This window comes from Pseudomonas sp. BIC9C, from assembly GCF_034541995.1.
Lineage (GTDB): Bacteria > Pseudomonadota > Gammaproteobacteria > Pseudomonadales > Pseudomonadaceae > Aquipseudomonas > Aquipseudomonas fluorescens_CC.
Map to the genome: position 1 here is coordinate 554796 of NZ_JAWDGM010000002.1, position 21070 is coordinate 575865.

At 60.4% G+C, this 21070-nt stretch carries 20 protein-coding genes; 11 read left to right on the forward strand and 9 right to left on the reverse strand.

Annotated features, from left to right (window positions below):
• Nucleotides 1–35: 35 nt before the first annotated feature.
• Nucleotides 36–947 carry a LysR family transcriptional regulator gene (locus tag RS887_RS12465; protein WP_322615624.1) on the reverse strand — a complete coding sequence of 304 codons (912 nt, stop codon included), beginning with the start codon at nt 945–947 and terminating at the stop codon, nt 36–38.
• A 174-nt stretch (nt 948–1121) separates the two neighbouring features.
• Here RS887_RS12465 and RS887_RS12470 point away from each other — a divergent pair, with 174 nt between their 5' ends.
• The 10 genes from RS887_RS12470 (at nt 1122) to RS887_RS12515 (ending at nt 12182) form a co-directional block, all read left to right on the forward strand.
• Nucleotides 1122–2612, forward strand: coding sequence for an aldehyde dehydrogenase family protein (locus tag RS887_RS12470; protein ID WP_322615625.1), 1491 nt, complete (start codon nt 1122–1124; stop codon nt 2610–2612).
• Between the two features lie 153 nt (nt 2613–2765).
• Complete coding sequence (locus RS887_RS12475; protein ID WP_111284306.1) at nt 2766–4049, forward strand: NAD(P)/FAD-dependent oxidoreductase; 1284 nt, start codon at nt 2766–2768, stop codon at nt 4047–4049.
• Between the two features lie 365 nt (nt 4050–4414).
• Nucleotides 4415–5548 carry an ABC transporter substrate-binding protein gene (locus tag RS887_RS12480; RefSeq protein ID WP_111284308.1) on the forward strand — a complete coding sequence of 378 codons (1134 nt, stop codon included), beginning with the start codon at nt 4415–4417 and terminating at the stop codon, nt 5546–5548.
• Nucleotides 5549–5790: 242 nt separating this feature from the next.
• On the forward strand, nt 5791–6705 hold the full coding sequence (locus RS887_RS12485) for an ABC transporter permease subunit (RefSeq protein WP_111284310.1): 915 nt from the start codon (nt 5791–5793) through the stop codon (nt 6703–6705).
• Between the two features lie 3 nt (nt 6706–6708).
• The gene (livM, locus tag RS887_RS12490; protein WP_322615626.1) at nt 6709–7992 is read left to right on the forward strand and encodes a high-affinity branched-chain amino acid ABC transporter permease LivM; all 1284 of its coding nucleotides are present in this window, start codon (nt 6709–6711) and stop codon (nt 7990–7992) included.
• Complete coding sequence (locus RS887_RS12495; protein WP_111284314.1) at nt 7989–8864, forward strand: ATP-binding cassette domain-containing protein; 876 nt, start codon at nt 7989–7991, stop codon at nt 8862–8864. Before livM ends, RS887_RS12495 begins: the two co-directional genes overlap by 4 nt.
• On the forward strand, nt 8861–9577 hold the full coding sequence (locus RS887_RS12500) for an ABC transporter ATP-binding protein (protein WP_008016858.1): 717 nt from the start codon (nt 8861–8863) through the stop codon (nt 9575–9577). Before RS887_RS12495 ends, RS887_RS12500 begins: the two co-directional genes overlap by 4 nt.
• 201 nt (nt 9578–9778) lie before the next feature.
• Entirely contained in the window at nt 9779–10018 is a 240-nt protein-coding gene (locus RS887_RS12505; RefSeq protein WP_322615920.1) for a hypothetical protein, read from the forward strand.
• Nucleotides 10019–10315: 297 nt separating this feature from the next.
• Entirely contained in the window at nt 10316–11077 is a 762-nt protein-coding gene (locus tag RS887_RS12510) for an SDR family oxidoreductase (protein ID WP_085717444.1), read from the forward strand.
• A gap of 199 nt (nt 11078–11276) precedes the next feature.
• Nucleotides 11277–12182 (forward strand): cation diffusion facilitator family transporter, encoded by a 906-nt coding sequence (locus RS887_RS12515; RefSeq protein ID WP_322615627.1) that lies wholly within the window; start codon nt 11277–11279, stop codon nt 12180–12182.
• 47 nt (nt 12183–12229) lie between these two features.
• On the opposite strand, the gene RS887_RS12520 is transcribed toward RS887_RS12515, so the two are convergent.
• The 7 genes from RS887_RS12520 to RS887_RS12550 all read right to left on the reverse strand — a co-directional run bounded on the left by RS887_RS12520 (nt 12230) and on the right by RS887_RS12550 (nt 17617).
• Nucleotides 12230–13363 carry an AGE family epimerase/isomerase gene (locus tag RS887_RS12520; RefSeq protein WP_322615628.1) on the reverse strand — a complete coding sequence of 378 codons (1134 nt, stop codon included), beginning with the start codon at nt 13361–13363 and terminating at the stop codon, nt 12230–12232.
• Nucleotides 13364–13578: 215 nt separating this feature from the next.
• Nucleotides 13579–14151 (reverse strand): HupE/UreJ family protein, encoded by a 573-nt coding sequence (locus RS887_RS12525; RefSeq protein WP_322615629.1) that lies wholly within the window; start codon nt 14149–14151, stop codon nt 13579–13581.
• A 29-nt stretch (nt 14152–14180) separates the two neighbouring features.
• A complete protein-coding gene (ureG, locus tag RS887_RS12530; RefSeq protein WP_008001031.1) occupies nt 14181–14795 on the reverse strand; it encodes an urease accessory protein UreG in 615 nt (204 codons plus the stop codon).
• Nucleotides 14796–14818: 23 nt separating this feature from the next.
• Nucleotides 14819–15493, reverse strand: a complete 675-nt coding sequence (locus RS887_RS12535) for an urease accessory protein UreF (protein WP_322615630.1) — start codon at nt 15491–15493, stop codon at nt 14819–14821.
• Nucleotides 15490–15990, reverse strand: a complete 501-nt coding sequence (gene ureE / locus RS887_RS12540) for an urease accessory protein UreE (RefSeq protein ID WP_322615631.1) — start codon at nt 15988–15990, stop codon at nt 15490–15492. The genes RS887_RS12535 and ureE overlap by 4 nt, the downstream gene beginning before the upstream one ends.
• Nucleotides 15991–16257: 267 nt before the next feature.
• Nucleotides 16258–16890, reverse strand: a complete 633-nt coding sequence (locus RS887_RS12545) for a TetR family transcriptional regulator (RefSeq protein ID WP_008016847.1) — start codon at nt 16888–16890, stop codon at nt 16258–16260.
• A 172-nt stretch (nt 16891–17062) separates the two neighbouring features.
• Nucleotides 17063–17617: a hypothetical protein gene (locus tag RS887_RS12550; RefSeq protein ID WP_111284328.1), complete on the reverse strand. Its 555-nt coding sequence runs from the start codon at nt 17615–17617 to the stop codon at nt 17063–17065.
• Between the two features lie 377 nt (nt 17618–17994).
• Here RS887_RS12550 and RS887_RS12555 point away from each other — a divergent pair, with 377 nt between their 5' ends.
• Nucleotides 17995–20064: an AsmA family protein gene (locus RS887_RS12555; RefSeq protein ID WP_322615632.1), complete on the forward strand. Its 2070-nt coding sequence runs from the start codon at nt 17995–17997 to the stop codon at nt 20062–20064.
• Here RS887_RS12555 and RS887_RS12560 read toward each other — a convergent pair.
• Nucleotides 20054–20986: a LysR substrate-binding domain-containing protein gene (locus tag RS887_RS12560; protein WP_322615633.1), complete on the reverse strand. Its 933-nt coding sequence runs from the start codon at nt 20984–20986 to the stop codon at nt 20054–20056. The genes RS887_RS12555 and RS887_RS12560 overlap by 11 nt on opposite strands.
• Between the last annotated feature and the right edge of the window lie 84 nt (nt 20987–21070).

Below are 21070 nucleotides of genomic sequence, written 5' to 3' on the forward strand. Positions count from 1 at the left end.
CGAGCAAGCCCGCTCCCACAGGTACAGCGTTAACCCTAGATTTGCGAGATCTCCGGGCTATCGATCTGCTCCAGCATCCACTTCACAAAGTCCCGCACCTTGGGCACTTCCGCCGAGTGCTCCGGGTACGCAAGGTAATAGGCATCGCTGCTGGGCATTGCATGCTGCCAGGGAATGACCAGCTTGCCGTCGGCCAGTTCCTCTTCCACCAGAAACCGTGGTAACAGCGCCACGCCGCAGCCAACCTGGGCGGCGCGGATGCACATATAAAAGGTTTCGAAACGCGGGCCGTGGTAGCTGTGCTCGGTGTGGTAACCCTGGTGGTCGAACCAGTCATGCCAGGCCTGGGGGCGGGAAGCGTTTTGCAGCAGGACCAGGTCGGTCAGTTGCGTCGGATCGGTAAATGGCATGTCCGGCAGGCTGCCGGGGGCACATACAGGAACAAGCTCTTCGCCGAACAGCTTCAGGCATTCGGTGCCGGGCCGCGAGCCCTGGCCGAAGTAGAACGCCAGGTCGCTGCGACCTTGCAGCAGGTCGTCGGCTTCCTGCTCGCTGCACAGGTCGAGGTGGATCGACGGGTGCCGCAGGCGCCAACCTTTCAGGCGCGGCACCAGCCAGCGCGCGCCGAAGGTGGGGGGCGTCGAAACCCGCAGGACTTCTGTTTCGCCACCGTAGGAACGCAGATAATGGGTCGACATCTCGACCTGCGTGAGGATTTTTCGCACCTCAACCAGATACAGATCACCGGCCGGCGTCATCTGCAGGCGGCGGCGCACCCGGCGAAACAGCAAGTGTTGCAACAGCTCTTCGAGTTGCGCGACCTGTTTGCTCACGGCGCTTTGGGTCAGGTTCAACTCTTCGGCGGCCCGGGTGAAGCTCAAGTGCCGGGTGACGGCTTCGAAGCACTGCAACGCAGCGATCGATGGCAAGTAGCGTTTATTCAGCATGGGCGGTCCTTGGTTCTTGTTTCTTATTGCCAGCAATGCACAGCATGAATAAACGGAATGATATCTCTCTTAAAGGTCGTTTGTTGAGTAACCTCCGGGCAGCTAAAACTACAGGTCTGATCAGTCGCGATTTTCCGGCTGCACATGTTCTGTCTTTTGCTTGAGGAGTGACCCATGGTTGCCGCATTGCTTGATCGTCTAGGTGTGAACCCGGCCCTGTACCAGAACGGCAAAGTGCCGGTGCATTCGCCGATCGATGGCAGCAGGATCGCCGCCGTGAACTGGGAAGGCGCGGCTGAAGTCGAGCAGCACATCAGTCGCGCAGATCATGCGTTCGAACTGTGGCGCAAGGTCCCGGCACCGCGCCGTGGCGAATTGGTGCGTCAACTGGGCGACATCCTGCGTGAATACAAGGCCGATCTCGGTGAGCTGGTGTCCTGGGAAGCCGGCAAGATCACTCAGGAAGGCCTGGGTGAAGTTCAGGAAATGATCGACATCTGCGACTTCGCCGTCGGCCTGTCCCGCCAGTTGTACGGTTTGACCATCGCTTCCGAGCGTCCTGGCCATCACATGCGTGAAACCTGGCATCCGTTGGGCGTCGTCGGGGTGATCAGCGCTTTCAACTTCCCGGTCGCGGTCTGGGCCTGGAACGCCACGTTGGCGCTGGTCTGCGGTAACCCGGTGATTTGGAAACCGTCGGAAAAAACCCCGCTGACCGCCCTGGCCTGTCAGGCGCTGTTCGACCGCGTGCTGAAGAACTTCAGCGATGCACCTGCCCACCTGAGCCAGGTCATCATCGGCGGTCGCGATGCCGGCGAAGCGCTGGTCGATGACCCGCGCGTGGCCCTGATCAGCGCCACCGGCAGCACCCGCATGGGCCGCGAAGTGGCACCGAAAGTGGCCGCGCGTTTTGCCCGCAGCATTCTCGAATTGGGCGGTAACAACGCGATGATCCTCGGCCCGAGCGCCGACCTGGACATGGCCGTTCGCGCGATCCTGTTCAGCGCCGTCGGCACCGCCGGTCAGCGCTGCACCACCCTGCGTCGCCTGATCGCGCATGAGTCGGTGAAAGAAGAAATCGTCACCCGCCTGAAAGCCGCGTACTCGAAAGTACGCATCGGCCATCCGCTGGAAGGCAATCTGGTCGGCCCGCTGATCGACAAGCAAAGCTTCGACAACATGCAGGACGCGCTGGAGCAGGCCTTGAGCGAAGGCGGTCGGGTGTTTGGCGGTGAGCGCCAACTGCAAGACCAATTCCCGAATGCCTACTACGTGTCGCCGGCCATCGTCGAAATGCCGGAGCAGAGCGACGTGGTCTGCCACGAAACCTTCGCCCCGATCCTGTACGTGGTCGGTTACAGCGATTTCCAGGAGGCCCTGCGCCTGAACAACGCGGTGCCACAAGGCCTGTCCTCGTGCATCTTCACCACCGACGTGCGTGAGGCCGAGCAGTTCATGTCGGCGGTGGGCAGCGACTGCGGCATCGCCAACGTCAATATCGGTCCAAGCGGCGCGGAAATCGGCGGTGCTTTCGGCGGTGAGAAAGAAACGGGTGGTGGTCGTGAGTCCGGCTCCGATGCATGGCGCGGCTACATGCGCCGCCAGACCAACACCGTGAACTATTCGCTGGAGTTGCCGTTGGCGCAGGGCATCACCTTCGACTGATAGGTGCCTTCCTGTAGGAGCGAGCTTGCTCGCGATGGACTTCAACGATAACGCGTGTTTTCTGCATAACCGTGTTGCCCTGACGTTTTTCGCGAGCAGGCTCGCTCCCACATTTGAAGTATGTGTTTGTTAGGTTTCTGTTGGAGTCTGGCAATGCCGTTACGCGAAGAGTGTCTGTGGGAAAAACTGACGCCGCAAAGGCCGGACAATTCGGCCCTCAAGGGTGAGGTCACGGTGGATGTCTGTGTCATCGGCGCCGGTTTTACCGGTTTGTCGGCGGCGGTGCATCTGCTGGAGCAAGGCAAGACCGTTTGTGTGCTGGAGGCCCATCGCGCCGGCCATGGTGGTTCGGGACGCAACGTCGGGCTGGTCAATGCCGGGATGTGGATTCCCCCGGACGAGATCGAAGCCGGGTTCGGCACGGAAGTCGGCAGCCAACTGAACCGCATGCTGGGCGCGGCGCCATCCCTGGTGTTCAGCCTTGTGGACAAGTACAACATCGATTGCCAGCTGCGCCGCGAAGGCACGCTGCACATGGCGCACAACGCCCGTGGCGAGGCCGACTTGCGCAGTCGTGAAGAGCAATGGAAACGCCGGGGGGCGCCGGTGGAATTGTTGACCGGTCAGGCTTGCGAGCAAGCCACGGGCACCAAAAAGATCGCCGCGGCGCTGCTCGATCGCCGTGCTGGCACGCTCAACCCGATGGCCTATACCACGGGGCTGGCCAAGGCAGCCATCGGCCTCGGCGGTCAATTATTCGATCATTCCCCGGTCACCCGGCTCGAACGCCAGGGCCAGCGCTGGTCAGTGCAAACCGCCCAGGGTTCGGTCATGGCCGAGAAAGTGGTGATTGCCTCCAATGCCTACACCGAAGGCGACTGGACGGAGCTGCGGCGCAATTTCTTCCCCGGTTATTACTATCAGGTGGCCTCGGTCCCGCTGACCGAAGAGGCCGCCCGGCAAATTCTTCCCGGCGGCCAGGGTTCCTGGGACACCCGCCAGGTCCTGAGCAGCATCCGTCGTGATAAAGACGGAAGGCTGCTGCTGGGTAGCCTCGGTAATGGCAATCAGAAACCGGCCTGGTTTCTCAAGGCCTGGGCCGATCGGGTACAGCAACACTATTTCCCGTACCTCAAACCGGTGGAGTGGGAGTGCACCTGGACCGGTCGCATCGCCTTCACCCCCGATCATTTGATGCGCCTGTTCGAGCCTGCGCCCGGTCTGGTGGCCGTCACCGGTTACAACGGGCGGGGCGTGACCACAGGGACGGTGGTCGGCAAGGCCTTTGCCGACTACTTGTGTAACGGAAATCCTCAAGCGCTACCGATCCCCTTTGCCCCCATGCAGCCACTGGCCGGGGTGGGGTTGCGCAGCTGTCTGTATGAGGCGGGATTCTCGCTGTATCACGCAGGCCAGTGCCTGCGGATCGTGATCTGAATGTTGATTTTTGCAGCGGGAAGCGGCGCTTTTTCGATCTGCAGCTAGCCTGTCAATGGTGCGGGTTGTAGCAGTCCCCGCACCAGCAGTGTGCACTTCGGTGACGCACGTTGTTACAGGCTGGTTGCACGTCGTTTGATGCCGCGGTTGCAATGATGGCGCAGGCGGGTTGCGCCTCAAAAAAATAATGGTTTTACCTTCCGCGGTTTAGACGGTTGCACGCCCAATGAAAATGGGCTCGAAACAGTCGAAATAACAAGAAAGCAGCGACTTTTTTCAGAATAAAAAACCGATGGCACGGCCCTTGCTCTGAGCATTCAGTGAAGTCGCAGTGCCAATTAAAAAAAACCATGGAGCACCACCTCATGTCCCATACGTTTTACAAGAAAGGCTTTCTGGCTCTCGCAGTGGCAACTGCGCTGGGTGTTTCTGCATTTGCACAAGCTGACGTGAAAATCGGTGTGGCGGGCCCGATGACAGGCGCCAACGCGGCATTTGGTGAGCAGTACATGAAGGGTGCACAGGCAGCAGCCGATGCGGTGAACGCAGCGGGCGGCGTGAATGGGGAAAAAATCGTACTGGTCAAAGGCGATGACGCCTGCGAACCGAAACAGGCTGTGACGGTCGCCAAGGACCTGACCGAAAAGAAAGTCGCTGGTGTGGTAGGTCACTTCTGCTCCTCGTCGACCATCCCTGCCTCCGAGATCTACGACGAAGCCGGCATCATCACGATCACCCCGGGTTCCACCAACCCCAAGGTGACCGAGCGCGGCCTGAGTGCCATGTTCCGCATGTGCGGGCGTGACGACCAGCAAGGTATCGTGGCTGGCGACTATGTCGTCGACGTGCTCAAGGGCAAGAAAGTCGCCGTACTGCACGACAAGGACACCTACGGTCAGGGCCTGGCGGACGCCACCAAGGCTCAGCTGGAAAAGCGCGGCGTGAAGCCGGTGCTGTACGAAGGTCTGACCCGCGGCGAGAAAGACTTCAGCGCCGTCGTCACCAAGATCCGTGCGGCCGGTGCCGACGTGGTCTACTTCGGCGGCTTGCACCCGGAAGCCGGTCCACTGGTTCGGCAACTGCGTGAACAGGGCCTCAAAGACGTCAAGTTCATGTCCGATGACGGTATCGTGACTGACGAACTGGTGACCACCGCCGGTGGCCCACAGAACGTTGATGGCGTACTGATGACTTTCGGTGCCGACCCACGCCTGCTGCCAGACAGCAAGACCGTGGTAGACGCTTTCCGCAAGGCCGGCACCGAACCTGAAGGCTACACCCTGTACGCCTACGCTTCGGTCCAGACCCTGGCCGCAGCCTTCAACGGCGCCAAGTCCAACAAGGGCGAAGACGCTGCCAAATGGCTGAAAGCCAACCCGGTCAAGACCGTCATGGGCGAGAAGACCTGGGACAGCAAGGGCGACCTGAAAGTCTCCGACTACGTGGTTTACCAGTGGGACAAGGACGGCAAATACCACCAACTGGAAAAACAGAAGTAAGGGCTGACTTGATCGGCTGAGCCCCACAGGTCTCCCTGTGGGAGCGAGCCTGCTCGCGATGACGGACAGACAGGCGACACCCTCGTTTGAATGTTCAACCGCTATCGCGAGCAGACTCGCTCCCACGGGAACCGGTGGTGGCCTGCCTGATCGTGGCTGACATTGCTCCGACGTATATCTGTATTTTCCTTAGAAGAACCGCACAGCCACCTGTGCAGGTTCTCATTGCGTGAGATTGCGTTATGGATGGTATTTTCCTGCAGCAAATGGTCAACGGCCTGACCCTCGGGTCGGTCTATGGCCTGATCGCCATCGGCTACACAATGGTCTATGGCATCATCGGCATGATCAACTTCGCCCACGGCGAGGTTTACATGATTTCCGCTTACCTCGCGGCAATCAGTCTGGCTCTGCTGGCGTACTTCGGTATTGAATCCTTCCCCCTGTTGATGCTCGGCACACTGATCTTCACCATCGTCGTCACGGCGGTGTATGGCTGGGTCATCGAGCGTGTTGCCTACAAACCCCTGCGTAACTCCACCCGACTGGCACCGCTGATCAGCGCCATCGGGATCTCGCTGATCCTGCAAAACTATGCACAGATCGCCCAGGGTGCCCGCCAACAAGGCGTTCCGACACTGCTGACGGGTGCATGGCGAGTAGAAGTCGGGACCGGCTTCGTCCAGCTCACTTACACCAAGATCTTCATTCTGGTCGCCGCGTTTGTCGGGATGGGCTTGCTGACCTATGTCATCAAGTACACCAAGCTCGGCCGCATGTGCCGCGCGACCCAGCAAGACCGCAAGATGGCCTCGATCCTGGGGATCAACACCGACCGCATCATTTCCTACGTGTTCATCATTGGTGCAGCAATGGCGGCCCTGGCCGGCGTGCTGATCACCATGAACTACGGCACGTTCGACTTCTACGCAGGCTTCGTCATCGGCATCAAGGCGTTCACCGCCGCGGTGCTCGGCGGGATTGGCTCGCTGCCTGGTGCCATGCTCGGCGGGATCATCCTCGGCATCTCCGAGTCGCTGTTCTCCGGTCTGGTCAACTCGGACTACAAAGACGTCTTCAGCTTCTCGCTGCTGGTTCTCGTTCTGGTCTTTCGGCCCCAGGGCCTGCTCGGCCGTCCTCTTGTGTCGAAGGTGTAAGCGATGTCTTCAACCACTAAAACAACCATTGATCTCAAAAAAAGCCTGGTTGACGCGATTCTTGCCGGCCTCGTGGCCCTGATTGTGTTCGGTCCGATTGTCGGCATCGTCCTCGATGGCTATGGCTTCAACCTGGAAGCGACCCGGGTGGCCTGGATTGTCGCTATCGTCATGGTCGGTCGTTTTGCCTTGAGCCTGTTCCTGCAAACCCCAAAGGGCCTGAGAATTCTCGAAGGCTTTGAAAGTACTGGCTCCGGGGTTCATGTACTGGCGCCTGATTACAAATCCCGGTTGCGCTGGATCATCCCGCTGATGATTGTCATCGCCGTGGTGTTCCCGTTTTTCTCCAACTCCTATCTGCTGGGCGTGGTCATCCTCGGGCTGATCTACGTACTGCTGGGGCTGGGGCTGAACATTGTGGTCGGCCTGGCCGGTCTGCTCGACCTGGGTTACGTGGCGTTCTATGCCATCGGCGCCTACGGCCTGGCGCTCGGTTATCAGTACCTGGGGCTGGGTTTCTGGACGGTGTTGCCGCTGGCGGCGATCACGGCCGGCTTGGCCGGTTGCATCCTCGGTTTCCCGGTGTTGCGCCTGCACGGTGACTACCTGGCGATCGTGACCCTGGGCTTCGGTGAAATCATTCGCTTGATCCTCAATAACTGGTTGTCCCTGACCGGCGGTCCGAATGGCATGGCAGCGCCGTTGCCAACCTTCTTCGGCATCGAGTTCGGAAAAAGGGCGAAAGAGGGCGGGGTGCCGTTCCATGAGTTCTTCGGCATCGCCTACAACCCTGACGTGAAGTACTACCTCATTTACGCCGTGTTGTTCTTGGTGGTCCTGGCCGTGCTGCACATCAAGCATCGCCTGACCCGCATGCCGGTCGGCCGCGCCTGGGAAGCCCTGCGGGAAGACGAAATCGCCTGCCGCTCCATGGGCCTGAACCACGTACTGGTCAAGCTCTCGGCGTTCACCATCGGTGCTTCGACTGCCGGGCTGGCCGGGGTGTTCTTCGCCACTTACCAGGGCTTCGTCAACCCGACCTCGTTCACTTTCTTTGAGTCGGCGCTGATCCTCGCCATCGTGGTACTGGGTGGCATGGGTTCGACCATCGGCGTGGTGATTGCAGCCTTCGTGCTGACCGTCGCCCCGGAACTGCTGCGTGGCTTCGCCGAATACCGCGTGCTGCTGTTCGGCATCCTGATGGTGTTGATGATGATCTGGCGACCGCGCGGCCTGATTCGGATCAGCCGTACCGGTGTGACCCCGCGTAAAGGAGTAGCGCCATGAGCGAAGTCGTACTCAGTGTCGAAAAACTGATGATGCACTTCGGCGGCATCAAGGCGTTGAACGATGTCAGCCTGAAGGTCCACCGCAATTCGATCTTCGCCCTGATCGGGCCCAACGGTGCCGGCAAAACCACGGTGTTCAACTGCCTGACCGGGTTCTACAAGGCCACCGGCGGCAAAATCGAACTCAATGTGCGTGGTCAGCAGACGAACGTCATCAAATTGCTGGGCGAATCGTTCAAGCCGACCGATTTCGTCTCGCCGAAATCCTTCGCCAGCCGGCTGTTCTACAAGGCGTTCGGCGGCACTCACCTGGTGAACCGTGCCGGGCTGGCCCGGACCTTCCAGAACATTCGCCTGTTCAAGGAAATGTCGGTGCTGGAAAACCTCTTGGTGGCCCAGCACATGTGGGTCAACCGCAACATGCTGGCCGGCATCCTCAACACCAAGGGCTATCGCAAGGCCGAAAGCGATGCGCTGGACCACGCGTTCTACTGGCTGGAAGTGGTGGACCTGGTGGACTGCGCCAACCGTCTGGCCGGTGAACTGTCCTACGGTCAGCAACGCCGCCTGGAAATCGCCCGCGCCATGTGCACCCGTCCGCAGATCATCTGCCTCGACGAGCCGGCCGCCGGCCTCAACCCTCAGGAAACCGAAGCGCTGAGCGCGATGATCCGACTGCTGCGCGACGAGCACGATCTGACCGTGGTGCTGATCGAACACGACATGGGCATGGTAATGAGCATTTCCGATCACATCGTGGTGCTGGACCACGGCATCGTCATCGCCGAGGGCGGACCCGATGCGATTCGTAACGATCCGAAAGTGATTGCGGCCTACCTGGGCGCCGATGAAGAGGAAGTGGTGCTATGAGCCAACCCATCCTCGAACTCAAGGAACTGGATGTGTTTTATGGGCCGATCCAGGCCCTGAAGAAAGTCTCGCTGCACATCAAGGAAGGAGAAACCGTCAGCCTGATCGGCTCCAACGGTGCCGGCAAGTCGACCCTGCTGATGTCGATCTTCGGCCAGCCGCGGGCAGCTGACGGGCAGATCCTTTATCAGGGCGTGGACATTACCCACAAGTCGTCCCACTACATCGCCTCCAACGGCATCGCGCAGTCGCCGGAAGGGCGGCGGGTGTTCCCCGACATGACAGTCGAGGAGAACCTGCTGATGGGCACTATCCCTATCGGTGACAAGTACGCCAAGGAAGACATGCAACGCATGTTCGAGCTGTTCCCGCGGCTCGAAGAGCGGCGTACCCAGCGGGCGATGACCATGTCCGGCGGCGAGCAGCAGATGCTCGCCATCGCCCGGGCCCTGATGAGCCGGCCCAAGTTGCTGCTGCTGGATGAGCCGAGCCTGGGCCTGGCGCCGATCGTGGTCAAACAGATCTTCGCGACCCTGCGGGAACTGGCCAAGACCGGCATGACCATCTTCCTGGTGGAGCAGAACGCCAACCACGCCCTGCGTCTGTCGGACCGGGCGTACGTGATGGTCAACGGTGAAATCCGCATGACCGGCACCGGCAAGGAGCTGCTGGTCAACGAGGATGTGCGTAACGCCTATCTCGGCGGGCACTGAGTCTCAGTGGTTATACACAAGCCCCGGCGCGCAATCGCCGGGGCTTTTTTACATCTCCCACAGGGTTTTTGGTGTGCCTGCAGGAAATTGTGGAAAACAATATTCCCAAGCTCCCGAAACGCGACATAAAGCCGCTGCAAATACCTGTTTTGTCACGGTTTTGACTTGTCCCCGTTTGCTGTGGAGCCGGCTGTGAATAACATGGGAGTATCTGGCTGGAGGCCTTTTAATCCGTGGTCTGTAGATGTGTGGTTGTTTTTTGATCAGGTGGTTTTGCGTAACTTCAAGGCCGCTTTGTCAACCTTTTTGTTCGTGATGAAAGTGTGCGGAATCAGCGTGGACAAGCCTGTGGATAAGTCTGTGATTAAACTCTGGAAAGACTCCGCTGAAGGCCGTGGTTACTGGCTTGGCGCCATCGCCGGTTTGACTCGTCAGTCATGAAAATGGCCAAGGGCTACACAGCAGGCGCTTGAGGGTCAAGCAAAAAAGTTTTAAAACCCCGCGCAAAGCCTTGTGGACAGCGGCTTGCAGCTTTTCCACTTGCCCCCAAAGACTGTGGACCGGCCTGTGGATAACGTGCGTGCACATGGCTGCAGGCCACGCTGGTCAAGGGCTTGCCGGGGTTGAGCGTTTTTTGAACAGTTTGAGTGGTGGTTGCCGCTGCGAACAAGGCCGGGCATGCTGCCTGCTGATTTTCTATTCCAATGGCTGGCGATCAGCCGAAGCAAGGAGAACACGATGTCCAACACCCTGTTTATTACCGGCGCGACCTCCGGTTTTGGTGAAGCCTGTGCCCGTCGTTTTGCCGAGGCCGGCTGGAAACTGGTGCTGACGGGTCGTCGTGAAGAGCGCCTCAATGCACTGTGCGCCGAGCTGTCGAAGCAAACCGAAGTCCATGGCCTGGTGCTCGATGTGCGTGATCGCAAGGCCATGGAGGAGGCGATTGCCAATCTGCCGCCATCCTTTGCCAAACTGCGCGGGTTGATCAACAACGCCGGGCTGGCCCTGGGGGTTGACCCGGCGCCCAAGTGCGACCTGGACGATTGGGACACCATGGTCGATACCAACGTCAAAGGCCTGATGTACAGCACCCGTTTGCTGTTGCCACGCCTGATTGCCCACGGTCGTGGTGCCGGCATCGTCAACCTGGGTTCCATCGCCGGCAACTATCCGTACCCGGGCAGCCACGTGTATGGCGCGACCAAGGCGTTCGTAAAGCAATTCTCCCTGAACCTGCGCTGCGACCTGCAAGGCACGGGCGTACGGGTCAGCAACATCGAGCCAGGCCTGTGCGAAAGCGAGTTCTCGCTGGTGCGTTTTGCCGGTGACCAGGAGCGCTACAACGCCACTTACGCCGGCGCCGAGGCGATTCAGCCGCAAGACATCGCCGAAACCATCTTCTGGGTGCTCAACGCCCCGGCGCACATCAACATCAACAGCCTGGAGCTGATGCCGGTGAGCCAGACCTGGGCCGGGTTTGCGATTGATCGCAAGTCTTAAGACCGAATAACGGCCAATCGCGGGCAAGCCCGCTCCCACAGGTTTTTGTGTCGTCCACACAACTTGTGTTCACCACGATCCACTGTGGGAGCGGGCTTGCCCGCGAAGGGGCCGGAACAGACTAAACAGGACATCAGCTAGACTCCTTCCTCAAGCAAGCCACCGCACCCGGCGGTCTAGAGGCCTTTGAGGATATCAAGTGAGTAATCGAGGCGAGCAGTCGCTGCTCAAACAATCGACCTTCCTGATGCTCGCCGTGACATTCGCCGGGATCATCACCGGTTTTGTTTCAGGCGCCCAATCCATCCTGTTCGATGGCTTCTTTTCGTTGATCGCGGCCTTCATCAAGGTCCTGATGCTGATCACCGCCCGGCTGATCGCCAAGGAAAGCAATCAGCGCTTCCAATTCGGTTCCTGGCACCTGGAGCCCATGGTGCTGGTGATCGAAGGTTGTTTCATATTCCTGGTGGCCGTTTATGCGTTTCTCAACGGTGTGTTCGGCATCATCAATGGAGGCCGCGAGGTCGAACTCGGTCTGGTAATCCTCTATGCGGCGGTGTTTACCGTCGTTGAACTGATTTATTTTTTCTACGTCCGCCATCGCAATCGCACACTCAACTCATCGCTGATTCAGTTCGACAACATCAGTTGGCTGGTGGACGCGATGCTGTCGGCGGGCCTGTTGGTGAGTTTTCTTATCGCGCTGCTGCTCAAGACTCAGGGGTACGATAAATGGGCGGTGTATGTCGACCCGATGATCCTGATTCTGCTGGCCCTGGGCATGCTTCCTCCGGCGTTCAAAATCCTCGGGCCGGCCTTGCGCGATGTGCTGGGGATCGTCCCGGATCAACTGGACGACAAGGTGCGTCAGGTGATGGAGGTGGCGAAGGTCGAGCATGGTTTCGACGACTACATTTCCTACGTGCAGAAACACGGCAGGGCCTGTTTCATCGAGATTCACATCGTATTGCCGAAGGATTACTGGCTCGATGGTGTGGGGCAACTGGACAGCTTGCGCGAGGAAATTTCCACAAAGCTTGGCGAGCCGGACGCTGCTCGATGGCTGACGATCAGCTTTACCGGGGATCGCAAGTGGATTGAGTGATTGGACGCGACTGTGTGGCGAGGGAGGCTTGCCCCCTCACCACACAGTCAGCCGAGATACTCTGCCAACCCGCGATAACAGGTCGCCAGGTGATAAGGCGTGGTCGACGGCATGTCACGGCGGCTGACCTCGCCCTGTTCATCGCGGCATTCGTACCAGCCGCCGGCATGCAGCGAGCGCTGCTGCAACGCCTGCAACTGGCGCAGTACATCCGCTTCGCTGTCCGGTCGCAGCGTCAACGCGCGCAGGTATTCGGCCTGGGCCCAGATACGCTGCGTGGCGTCCCGGACGCCGCCATCCGCTCTGAAGTCGAGCATCGCCCGCACAGCGCCAGTCTGCTGATCGACGCCTACGTGCTCGGTAAAGGTGAAGGCCCGCTCCAGATCGGCATGCAGCGTCGAATGGCGTAACAGCGCCGAGGATTCCAGCAGGAAATACCATTCGAACTGATGCCCCGGTTCAAACCAGTTATCCACAGACCCCAGCGGCTTTTCCATCAACACGCCCTGTTGCGGATCAATGAAACGCGTGTGCATGGCTGTGCATAACTCGACGAGTGCGTGTTGCACGTCGGGATCTTCACGCACCGAGAGGGTGGCAAGGAATGCTTCGGCCAGGTGCATCAGCGGGTTTTGCAACGGGCCGCTGTCCAGCGGTGCCCAGTCGCGGTCGAGCGTGGCTTCGTACAGACCGTCGTCCGTGGCGAAACACTGCGCGATCACTTCCAGCGAGGCGTTGAGTACCGACTCGACCAATGGCTCGCGGACCTTGTCCCAGTAATGGGCGCAGGCGAACAGGATGAAGGCGTGGGTGTAGAGGTCTTTGCGTGGGTCCAGCGGCGCCCCTTGTGCATCGACGCTGTAGAACCAGCCACCGTGCTCGGCATCGTGGAAGTGGCGCTGCAACGAGCGGAACAACGCGGCGGCGCGCTCTTCGGCGCCGGGCGTCTGACCGATCAGGCTGGCAAACAGATACAACTGCCGCGCACAGGCCATGGCCCGGTAGCGTTGCGGGGGCAGCGGCTGGTGTTCGGCATCCAGCGCCTCATAGGGTAACGCCATGTCGGCATTCCAGCCCGGACCTTGCCAGAGCGGCACGATGACGTTCAGGAAGTGCTGTTGCACCGAGGCGAACAGGGCGGTCAATTCAGGCTGAGAGGCGGAGCGGGAAACAGGCGGCATTGGCTGGCGTCGTCACGGCAGGGGCGATTGCGCGACATGTTAGCAGAGAGGCTGACCTGAGAGAGGCTGTGTCTATCAGGCCGCCTTCGTCGGAGCGCCGCCCGGAGCAAGCCCGCTCCCACAGGGACTCGCGATGTACATGCGATTGTAATCACACCACAAAAACCTGTGGGAGCGGGCTTGCCCGCGAAGATGTCAGGTCAGACGCTGAGGAATCAACCCGCCAACAACCAGACCCCGGTCGCCGCCGAAGCCGCACCCGCCAGTCGCACCAAGGGTGCCGCCGCCTGCGGCAACACCCGCACCAGCGCATAACCTGCCGCGTGCAACACTGCCGTCGCCGCGACGAAGCCTGTGGCGTAGGTCCAGGGACTCGACATCTCCGGCAGCTCCAGGCCATGGGCCACGCCATGGAACAGCGCAAACAACGCCGTCGCAGCCACCGCCATGCCCAGTGGTGGACGCACCGCCAATGCCACGGCCAGGCCCAACGCGAACACCGACGCGGCAATCCCGCTCTCCAGTGCCGGCAGGTTCAATCCTGCAAAGCCCAACAGTCCGCCGATCAGCAGGGTGCCGACAAAAGTGCACGGCAGCGCCCAGCGCGCAGCGCCTTTCTGCTGCGCTGCCCACAACCCCACCGCAAGCATCGCCAGCAGGTGATCGAGACCGCCAAGCGGATGGCCGATACCGGCGATCAGGCCGTTGCCGCCGTGCCCCGGATGGGCGAAGGCGAGGGCCGGGGTCAGCAGCAGGGCCAGGGCAGCCAGAATGCGTTTCAGTGTCATGGGTAAGCTTCCTTGTTGATAAGTCGTACTCAGGCCGCGGTCAGCAAACCCTGGCGTTCGATGAAGGCGATGATCTCTTCCAGACCCTGGCCGGTTTTCTGATTGCTGAACACGAATGGCTTGCCGTTGCGCATGCGCTGGGTGTCGCTGTTCATCATCTCCAGCGAGGCACCGACCAACGGCGCCAGGTCGATCTTGTTGATCACCAGCAGGTCGGATTTGCAGATCCCCGGCCCACCCTTGCGCGGCAACTTGTCGCCGGCGGATACGTCAATCACGTAGATGGTCAGGTCGGACAGTTCCGGGCTGAAGGTCGCGGAGAGGTTGTCGCCACCGGACTCCACGAGAATCAGGTCCAGCCCCGGAAAACGGCGATTGAGTTGATCCACGGCTTCGAGGTTGATCGAGGCGTCTTCGCGGATGGCCGTATGCGGGCAGCCACCGGTTTCCACGCCAATGATGCGTTCCGGCGCCAGGGCTTCGTTGCGCACCAGAAAGTCGGCGTCTTCGCGGGTGTAGATGTCGTTGGTCACGACGGCCAGGTTGTAGCGCTCGCGCAGGGCCAGGCACAGGGCCAGGGTCAGGGCGGTTTTGCCGGAGCCGACCGGACCGCCGATGCCGACACGCAGGGGTTGTGTGTTCATGTGGTTCTCCAAAATAAGGGGCCCTAGGAACGGAACAGGCGGCTGTATTGGCGCTCATGGGCCATACACGCCAGGGACAGGCCGAAAGCGGCGCTGCCGTAATGATCGGGATCGATTCGAGTGGCGTTCTGTTGAGCCTGTTGAAGCAGCGGTAACAGTTCGCTGGTCAGGCGTTGGGCGGCTTGCTGACCCAATGGCAAGGTCTTCATCAGCACCGCCAACTGGTTTTCCAGCCAGCTCCACAGCCACGCGGCCAGGGCGTCCTGCGGGTTGATCTGCCAGGCGCGTGCGGCCAACGCCCAACCCAGGGCCAGATGTGGCTCGGTGCGTTGTTCGAGGAAGGTGCGGGCGGGTGTGTCGAGCTCCGGCAAGCCGTTGAGCAATTGCTGCAACGAGTAGCCCATCTGCCGGCTCTCCTGATGCAGCTCGCGGGTTTCGCGACTGGCGCGGTGTTCCTCGCAGCATTGCAGCAATTGGCCCCAGTTGTCCTCACTGGCGGCCATGCAATGGGCGAGCAGCAACGGTGCTTCGAAGCGGGCCAGGTTCAATAACATCTGATCGCTGATCCAGCGTCGGGCGCTGTCGGAATCGTTTACGCGGCCGTTATCCACCGCCATTTCCAGCCCCTGTGAATAGCTATAGCCGCCAATCGGCAATTGCGGACTGGCCAGGCGCAGCAGTGCCCAGGCCGGGTTCATGGGCGTACGCCGAACTGGTGCAGTTTCGGCGCGTAGTTGAAGTCTTCGTCACCGTGGCGCGAATGATGGTGGCCACCGCCATAGGCACCGTGTTCCGGCTGGAATGGCGCTTCGATGTTCGAGGCAACGGCGCCGAGTTGTTCGAGCATGGCCTTGAGCACGTAATCGTCGAGCAGGCGCAGCCAGCCGTCGCCGACCTGCAGGGCGACATGGCGGTTGCCCAGGTGATAGGCCGCGCGGGTCAGTTCGAAGGCATTGGCGCAGGTGACGTGCAGCAATTGTTCGGGGCGGGCGCAGACACGCACGATACGCCCGTCTTCGGCTTGCAGGCATTCGCCGTCATGCAATGGCGGCTGGCCGCGTTCCAAAAACAACCCGACGTCTTCGCCCTCGGCACTGAAACAGCGCAAACGGCTTTTGCTGCGGGCTTCGAACGTCAGGTGCAGTTCGGCGGCCCAAACGGGTTGAGGGTCGATTCTGCGATGAATCACCAGCATCGGAAGGCTTCCAGCAATGAACAATGCTCAGGCTAGAGCAAGGGGCTTGCCAATCGAGGTGAGGCGTAGGAAATGGCTGAAGGAGACGTGGGACTGGTATCGAAGACGTGAGTTTTTTGGTTGAAGTTGGTGCGTTGTTTTTGATGTGCGCACCAAGTTGAGGCGATGCACGTCATTGTGGGAGCGGGCTTGCTCGCGAATGGGGCGCCACGGTCTTTCAGGCACACCGCGTTATCGTTCTTCGCGAGCAAGCCCGCTCCCACAGGGTTACTCAGTACTTCCCAGCCCTTGCCAATGCTTGAGGCCAATAAAGATAAAACGCAGTTGCTGGGTGATTTTCGCCTGAGGCGTCAGGTGCTCGGGCAAGGCTTCGGTTGGCGGATCGATGATGTCCGGCAGGGTGGCGAACACGCTTTTGACGATCAGATCCGCCATGACGCTCAGGTCGGCGATGTCCAGATGCTGCAGTTTCGGCATCAGTGACAAATCTGCCGCCAGGTCCGAACTGATGTCTTCACGCAAACGGCCGATGGCCTTGCGCACCGGCAGCGAACCGCCGTATTGCTCGCGGGCGAGAAACAGGAACTGCGAACGGTTGGCGCTGACCACGTCGAGAAAGATCCGCACCGAGGCATCGATGATGCCGCCCATCACGAATTCGTTGTGTCGTACCAGGCGAATGGTTTCGCGGAATGTCTGGCCGACTTCGCTGACCAGCACCAGGCCCAGTTCATCCATATCGGCAAAATGGCGGTAGAAACCGGTCGGTACGATGCCGGCGGTTTTCGCGACTTCGCGCAGGCTCAGGCTGCCGAATCCTCGGCCGCCGTCCATCAAGCGCCGGGCAGCGTCCATCAGGGCGTTACGGGTCTGTTGCTTCTGTTCGGCGCGGGGCAGCATCGCAAGGGCGTTTTCTGGACAGGGACGCGGCGCACTCTAGCAAATCGGCTTTGCCGGCGTCGAACGACTGTGAGGGATCAAGCGGGGGACGTGCGGCATCTATCAAGCGGACCGCTGAAAAGTCAAAAGCCCAATCCGGGGATTGGGCTTCTTTTCAGGGCGGCCATGGGGCTTAGGCCTGGGCGCTGTTGCGTTCGATCACACGATCACCACCGCCTTCAGCGAGGGTTTGACCTTGTGGAGTGCGATCTGAACCGTCGGCAGCCAGGGTTTGACCTTGTGGCGTACGGTCGGAACCATCAGCAGCCAGGGTTTGGCCTTGTGGCGTACGGTCGGAACCGTCGGCAGCCAGGGTTTGGCCTTGTGGAGTGCGATCCGAACCGTCAGCGGCGAGGGTTTGGCCTTGTGGCGTACGATCCGAACCGTCTGCGGCAAGGGTCTGGCCTTGTGGGGTGCGATCGGAACCATCGGCAGCCAGGGTTTGGCCTTGTGGAGTACGGTCCGAGCCATCCTGAGTGATCAGGCCTTTTTCTTTCAGGCGATCATTACCGCCTTCGGCAAGAGTCTGGCCTTGTGGAGTGCGTTCGGAGCCATCAGCGGCGACGGTTTGGCTGAACACCGAGTGGTTCTGTTTCACTTGTGGCGTGGCCTGGTCAGCGGCTGGCAGGGCAAAGGCGGTGCTGGCCAGCATCGAGAGGGAAAGGCTAAGCAGGAGTTGGCGTTTCATGATTGTTGTGCTCCTTGGGGGGGCGAAAAAGTGGGTACGAGAGCAATGCTACTCTCGATAAGTCGATATAAAAGTTCATAAACGCAATGGTAATAATCAACGGAATTGATTGTTTGCTGCGGAGGCTCTAGGCCGAGCGTCTCCGGCGAATTATTTTGCGCCAATGTGGGTATTTACGACTCACCTGTGACATGCAGAAGTGCGGAGTCGGTAACGCTGATTGACCGGCTGGTCACAGATTGACTTGGTGAAATCTGTCTATCGATTAAACCTGGCGGATTTTTATCAGTCGTAGCTTCATGGGGAGCCGCTTGCGGCTCACCGTTTCACATGTGCGTCGCAGTCGGGGCGCCCGGTCGTATCAGGAGCCCTGTGCAATGACGCGCACCCAAAAGACGTTTGTCTGGACCCTTTCCACTTTCCTTACCTTGATGGCGGTGCTGGTGCTGATCATCGTGTTCTTCGACTGGAACCGGATCAAACCGCCGCTCAACACCAAAGTTTCCGAAGAACTGCACCGCGCTTTTGCCATCAACGGCAATCTGTCGGTGGTCTGGCGGCCCGAACCCGATGAAAGCGGATGGCGCGCCTGGGTGCCGTGGCCCCACGTGGTGGCCGAGGACCTCAGCCTGGGCAATCCGGACTGGTCAAAGCAACCGCAGATGGTCACCCTCAAGCGCGTCGAGCTGCGTATTTCACCCCTGGCATTGCTGGCGCAGCGGGTGGTGATCCCGCGTATCGATCTCACCGAGCCGTATGCCCACCTGCAACGCCTGGCTGACGGGCGCGCCAACTGGACCTTTAAATTCGACCCGAAAGACCCGAACGCCGAGCCTTCCAGCTGGGGGGTGGATATCGGTGCGATCGGCTTCGACAAGGGCCACGTCATCCTCGACGACCAGAGCCTGAAGACTCAACTCGACGTGCTGATCGATCCATTGGGCAAACCGGTTCCATTCAGCGATATCGTCGGCGACAAAGCGGCGAAAGCCGCGCAGGAAAAGGGCTCGTCCCCTCAGGATTATGCGTTCGCCCTCAAGGCCAACGGCCAGTACCACGGCCAGAAACTCGCGGGCCAGGGCCAGATTGGCGGGTTGTTGGCGCTGCAGGACGTGGCGCGACCGTTTCCGCTTCAGGCACAGGTGAAGATCGCCGATTCCAGCGTTGAACTGGCCGGTACCCTGACCGATCCGATGAATCTCGGCGCCCTGGACCTGCGCCTGAAACTGGCCGGCACCAGCCTGGGCAACCTCTACCCGCTGACCGGCATAATCCTGCCGGACACGCCACCCTATGCCACCGACGGCCACCTGATTGCCAGGTTGCACGAGGCCGGTGGCGCGGTGTTCCGCTATGAAGAATTCAACGGCAAGATCGGCGAGAGCGACATCCACGGCAACCTGACTTACGTGGCCAGCCAGCCACGGCCAAGACTCAGCGGCTCGCTGTTGTCCAATCAATTGCTGTTCGCCGATCTGGCGCCGCTTATTGGTGCCGACTCCAACGCCAAACAGAAGGCCCGTGGCGGTGACAGCAAACAACCGGCGGACAAGGTGCTGCCGGTAGAAGAGTTCAAGACCGATCGCTGGCGCGATATGGATGCCGATATCGAGTTCACCGGCAAGCGCATCGTGCACAGCGAAAAGCTGCCGTTCAACGACCTCTATACCCATCTGGTGCTCACCGACGGCGTGCTCAGCCTTGAACCGCTACGCTTCGGCGTGGCCGGCGGCAAGCTGGATGCGCAGATTCGCCTGAACGGCCACACCGATCCCCTGGAAGGCCAGGCCAGACTTACGGCGCGGGGCTTCAAGCTCAAGCAGTTGTTCCCCGGCTTTGAGCCGATGAAAACCAGTTTTGGCGAACTCAACGGCGATGCCGATATCAGCGGGCGCGGCAATTCGGTGGCCAAACTGCTGGGCAGCGCCAATGGCAATCTGAAAATGCTGATCAATGATGGCGCCATCAGTCGCGAATTGATGGAACTGGCGGGCCTGAACGTCGGCAACTATGTGGTTGGCAAGATCTTTGGCGACAAGGAAGTGAAGATCAACTGCGCGGCCGCCGACTTCGGTATCCAGTCCGGCCTGGCGAGTACCCACTTGTTTGTGTTCGACACCGAGAACGCCATCATCTACATCGACGGCACGGCTAACATGGCGACCGAGCAACTGGACCTGACCATCACCCCGGAATCCAAGGGCTGGCGCCTGCTTTCATTGCGTTCGCCGCTGTATGTGCGTGGCAAGTTCATCAAGCCCGATGCCGGGGTCAAGGCCGTGCCGTTGATGCTTCGCGGAGCCGGGATGGTGGCGCTGGGCGTGATCGCCGCACCGGCGGCGGGATTGCTGGCGCTGGTGGCGCCGAGTGGGGGCGAGCCGAATCAATGCGCGCCGTTACTGGAGCAGATGAAGGCGGGCAAGGCGCCCAAGACCGTCAAAAACTGATCGCTGATCCGCGCACTGCATGACCGGACAACAATGCCTCTTCACGCAGCCACGCAAAAAACGCCCGAACCGGTGGATGACGTTCGCGTCCCGGCACGCACAGAGCGCTATAGCCAGCACCGTCGACCTGGATTTCGCCTCGGTACGGCAACAACAGACCACTGGCCACGCTTTCCGACACCAGGATATTGCTTGCCAACACCAGGCCTTGCCCGGCAATCGCCGCTTGCAGGGCGTAATGCTCTTCGTCGTATTCGCGCACCGCGGGCCGGCCGCTCAACCAGGTTTCGCCGGAGCGAGCGCACCAGGCCTCCCAGCCGTGGGCATAGAGCTTCGAATTGTGCCAGCGCACGCTGATCAGCGTCGGGGCACGACTCAACGCCAGGGCCACTTGTTCGGGGGAGCCGTAGACACCGAAGGACTCATCGAACAGGCACTGGCCGTACAGGTTGGGGTAATCGTCGAGGCTGTAGCGCAGCACCAGATCGACACTGGCGTCCTGATGCAGATCGATGACCTCGCAGTGGGTATCGAGGCGCACGTTGATGTTCGGGTGCCGGGCGTAGAAACGTCCCAGCCGTGGCACCAGCCACAGCGCGGCGAAGGCCGCGGTGGTGGAGACCGTCAGGTTGGCGCCGCTGCGTTGCGGGCGCAGGGTGTCGACACTTTGCGCCACTTCGAGGAAAGCCCCGTGCAGGCTCTGGAACAGCCGTTCGCCGCACTCGGTCAGGCGCACCTGGCGTGGCAGGCGCTCGAACAACGGCACGCCGAGCCAACTCTCCAGTGAGCGGATCTGATGGGACACCGCCGTCGGGGTGACCGACAGTTCTTCGGCGGCGGCCTTGAAGCTCAACAAGCGTGAGGCGGATTCGAAGGCGCGCAGGGCGGTCAAGGGCAACGAGGCGAACATTGAAAGCTCCACGGATGAAATGGATTCACCCTGACTGATTTTTGCTCATTTGAAGAGGCGCAGCTACGAGCCTCAAGCTGCAAGCCACAAGCCGTT

Coding starts and splice junctions, on each gene's coding strand:
- RS887_RS12555 (WP_322615632.1), top strand. CDS start 17,995: ATGACGCGCACCCAAAAGACGTTTGTCTGGACCCTTTCCACTTTCCTT.
- RS887_RS12535 (WP_322615630.1), bottom strand. CDS start 15,493: ATGAACCCGGCCTGGGCACTGCTGCGCCTGGCCAGTCCGCAATTGCCG.
- RS887_RS12520 (WP_322615628.1), bottom strand. CDS start 13,363: ATGCCGCCTGTTTCCCGCTCCGCCTCTCAGCCTGAATTGACCGCCCTG.
- ureE (WP_322615631.1), bottom strand. CDS start 15,990: ATGCTGGTGATTCATCGCAGAATCGACCCTCAACCCGTTTGGGCCGCC.
- RS887_RS12510 (WP_085717444.1), top strand. CDS start 10,316: ATGTCCAACACCCTGTTTATTACCGGCGCGACCTCCGGTTTTGGTGAA.
- RS887_RS12475 (WP_111284306.1), top strand. CDS start 2,766: ATGCCGTTACGCGAAGAGTGTCTGTGGGAAAAACTGACGCCGCAAAGG.
- ureG (WP_008001031.1), bottom strand. CDS start 14,795: ATGAACACACAACCCCTGCGTGTCGGCATCGGCGGTCCGGTCGGCTCC.
- RS887_RS12525 (WP_322615629.1), bottom strand. CDS start 14,151: ATGACACTGAAACGCATTCTGGCTGCCCTGGCCCTGCTGCTGACCCCG.
- RS887_RS12500 (WP_008016858.1), top strand. CDS start 8,861: ATGAGCCAACCCATCCTCGAACTCAAGGAACTGGATGTGTTTTATGGG.
- RS887_RS12480 (WP_111284308.1), top strand. CDS start 4,415: ATGTCCCATACGTTTTACAAGAAAGGCTTTCTGGCTCTCGCAGTGGCA.
- RS887_RS12545 (WP_008016847.1), bottom strand. CDS start 16,890: ATGCTGCCCCGCGCCGAACAGAAGCAACAGACCCGTAACGCCCTGATG.
- livM (WP_322615626.1), top strand. CDS start 6,709: ATGTCTTCAACCACTAAAACAACCATTGATCTCAAAAAAAGCCTGGTT.
- RS887_RS12465 (WP_322615624.1), bottom strand. CDS start 947: ATGCTGAATAAACGCTACTTGCCATCGATCGCTGCGTTGCAGTGCTTC.
- RS887_RS12495 (WP_111284314.1), top strand. CDS start 7,989: ATGAGCGAAGTCGTACTCAGTGTCGAAAAACTGATGATGCACTTCGGC.
- RS887_RS12470 (WP_322615625.1), top strand. CDS start 1,122: ATGGTTGCCGCATTGCTTGATCGTCTAGGTGTGAACCCGGCCCTGTAC.
- RS887_RS12505 (WP_322615920.1), top strand. CDS start 9,779: ATGGGAGTATCTGGCTGGAGGCCTTTTAATCCGTGGTCTGTAGATGTG.
- RS887_RS12550 (WP_111284328.1), bottom strand. CDS start 17,617: ATGAAACGCCAACTCCTGCTTAGCCTTTCCCTCTCGATGCTGGCCAGC.
- RS887_RS12485 (WP_111284310.1), top strand. CDS start 5,791: ATGGATGGTATTTTCCTGCAGCAAATGGTCAACGGCCTGACCCTCGGG.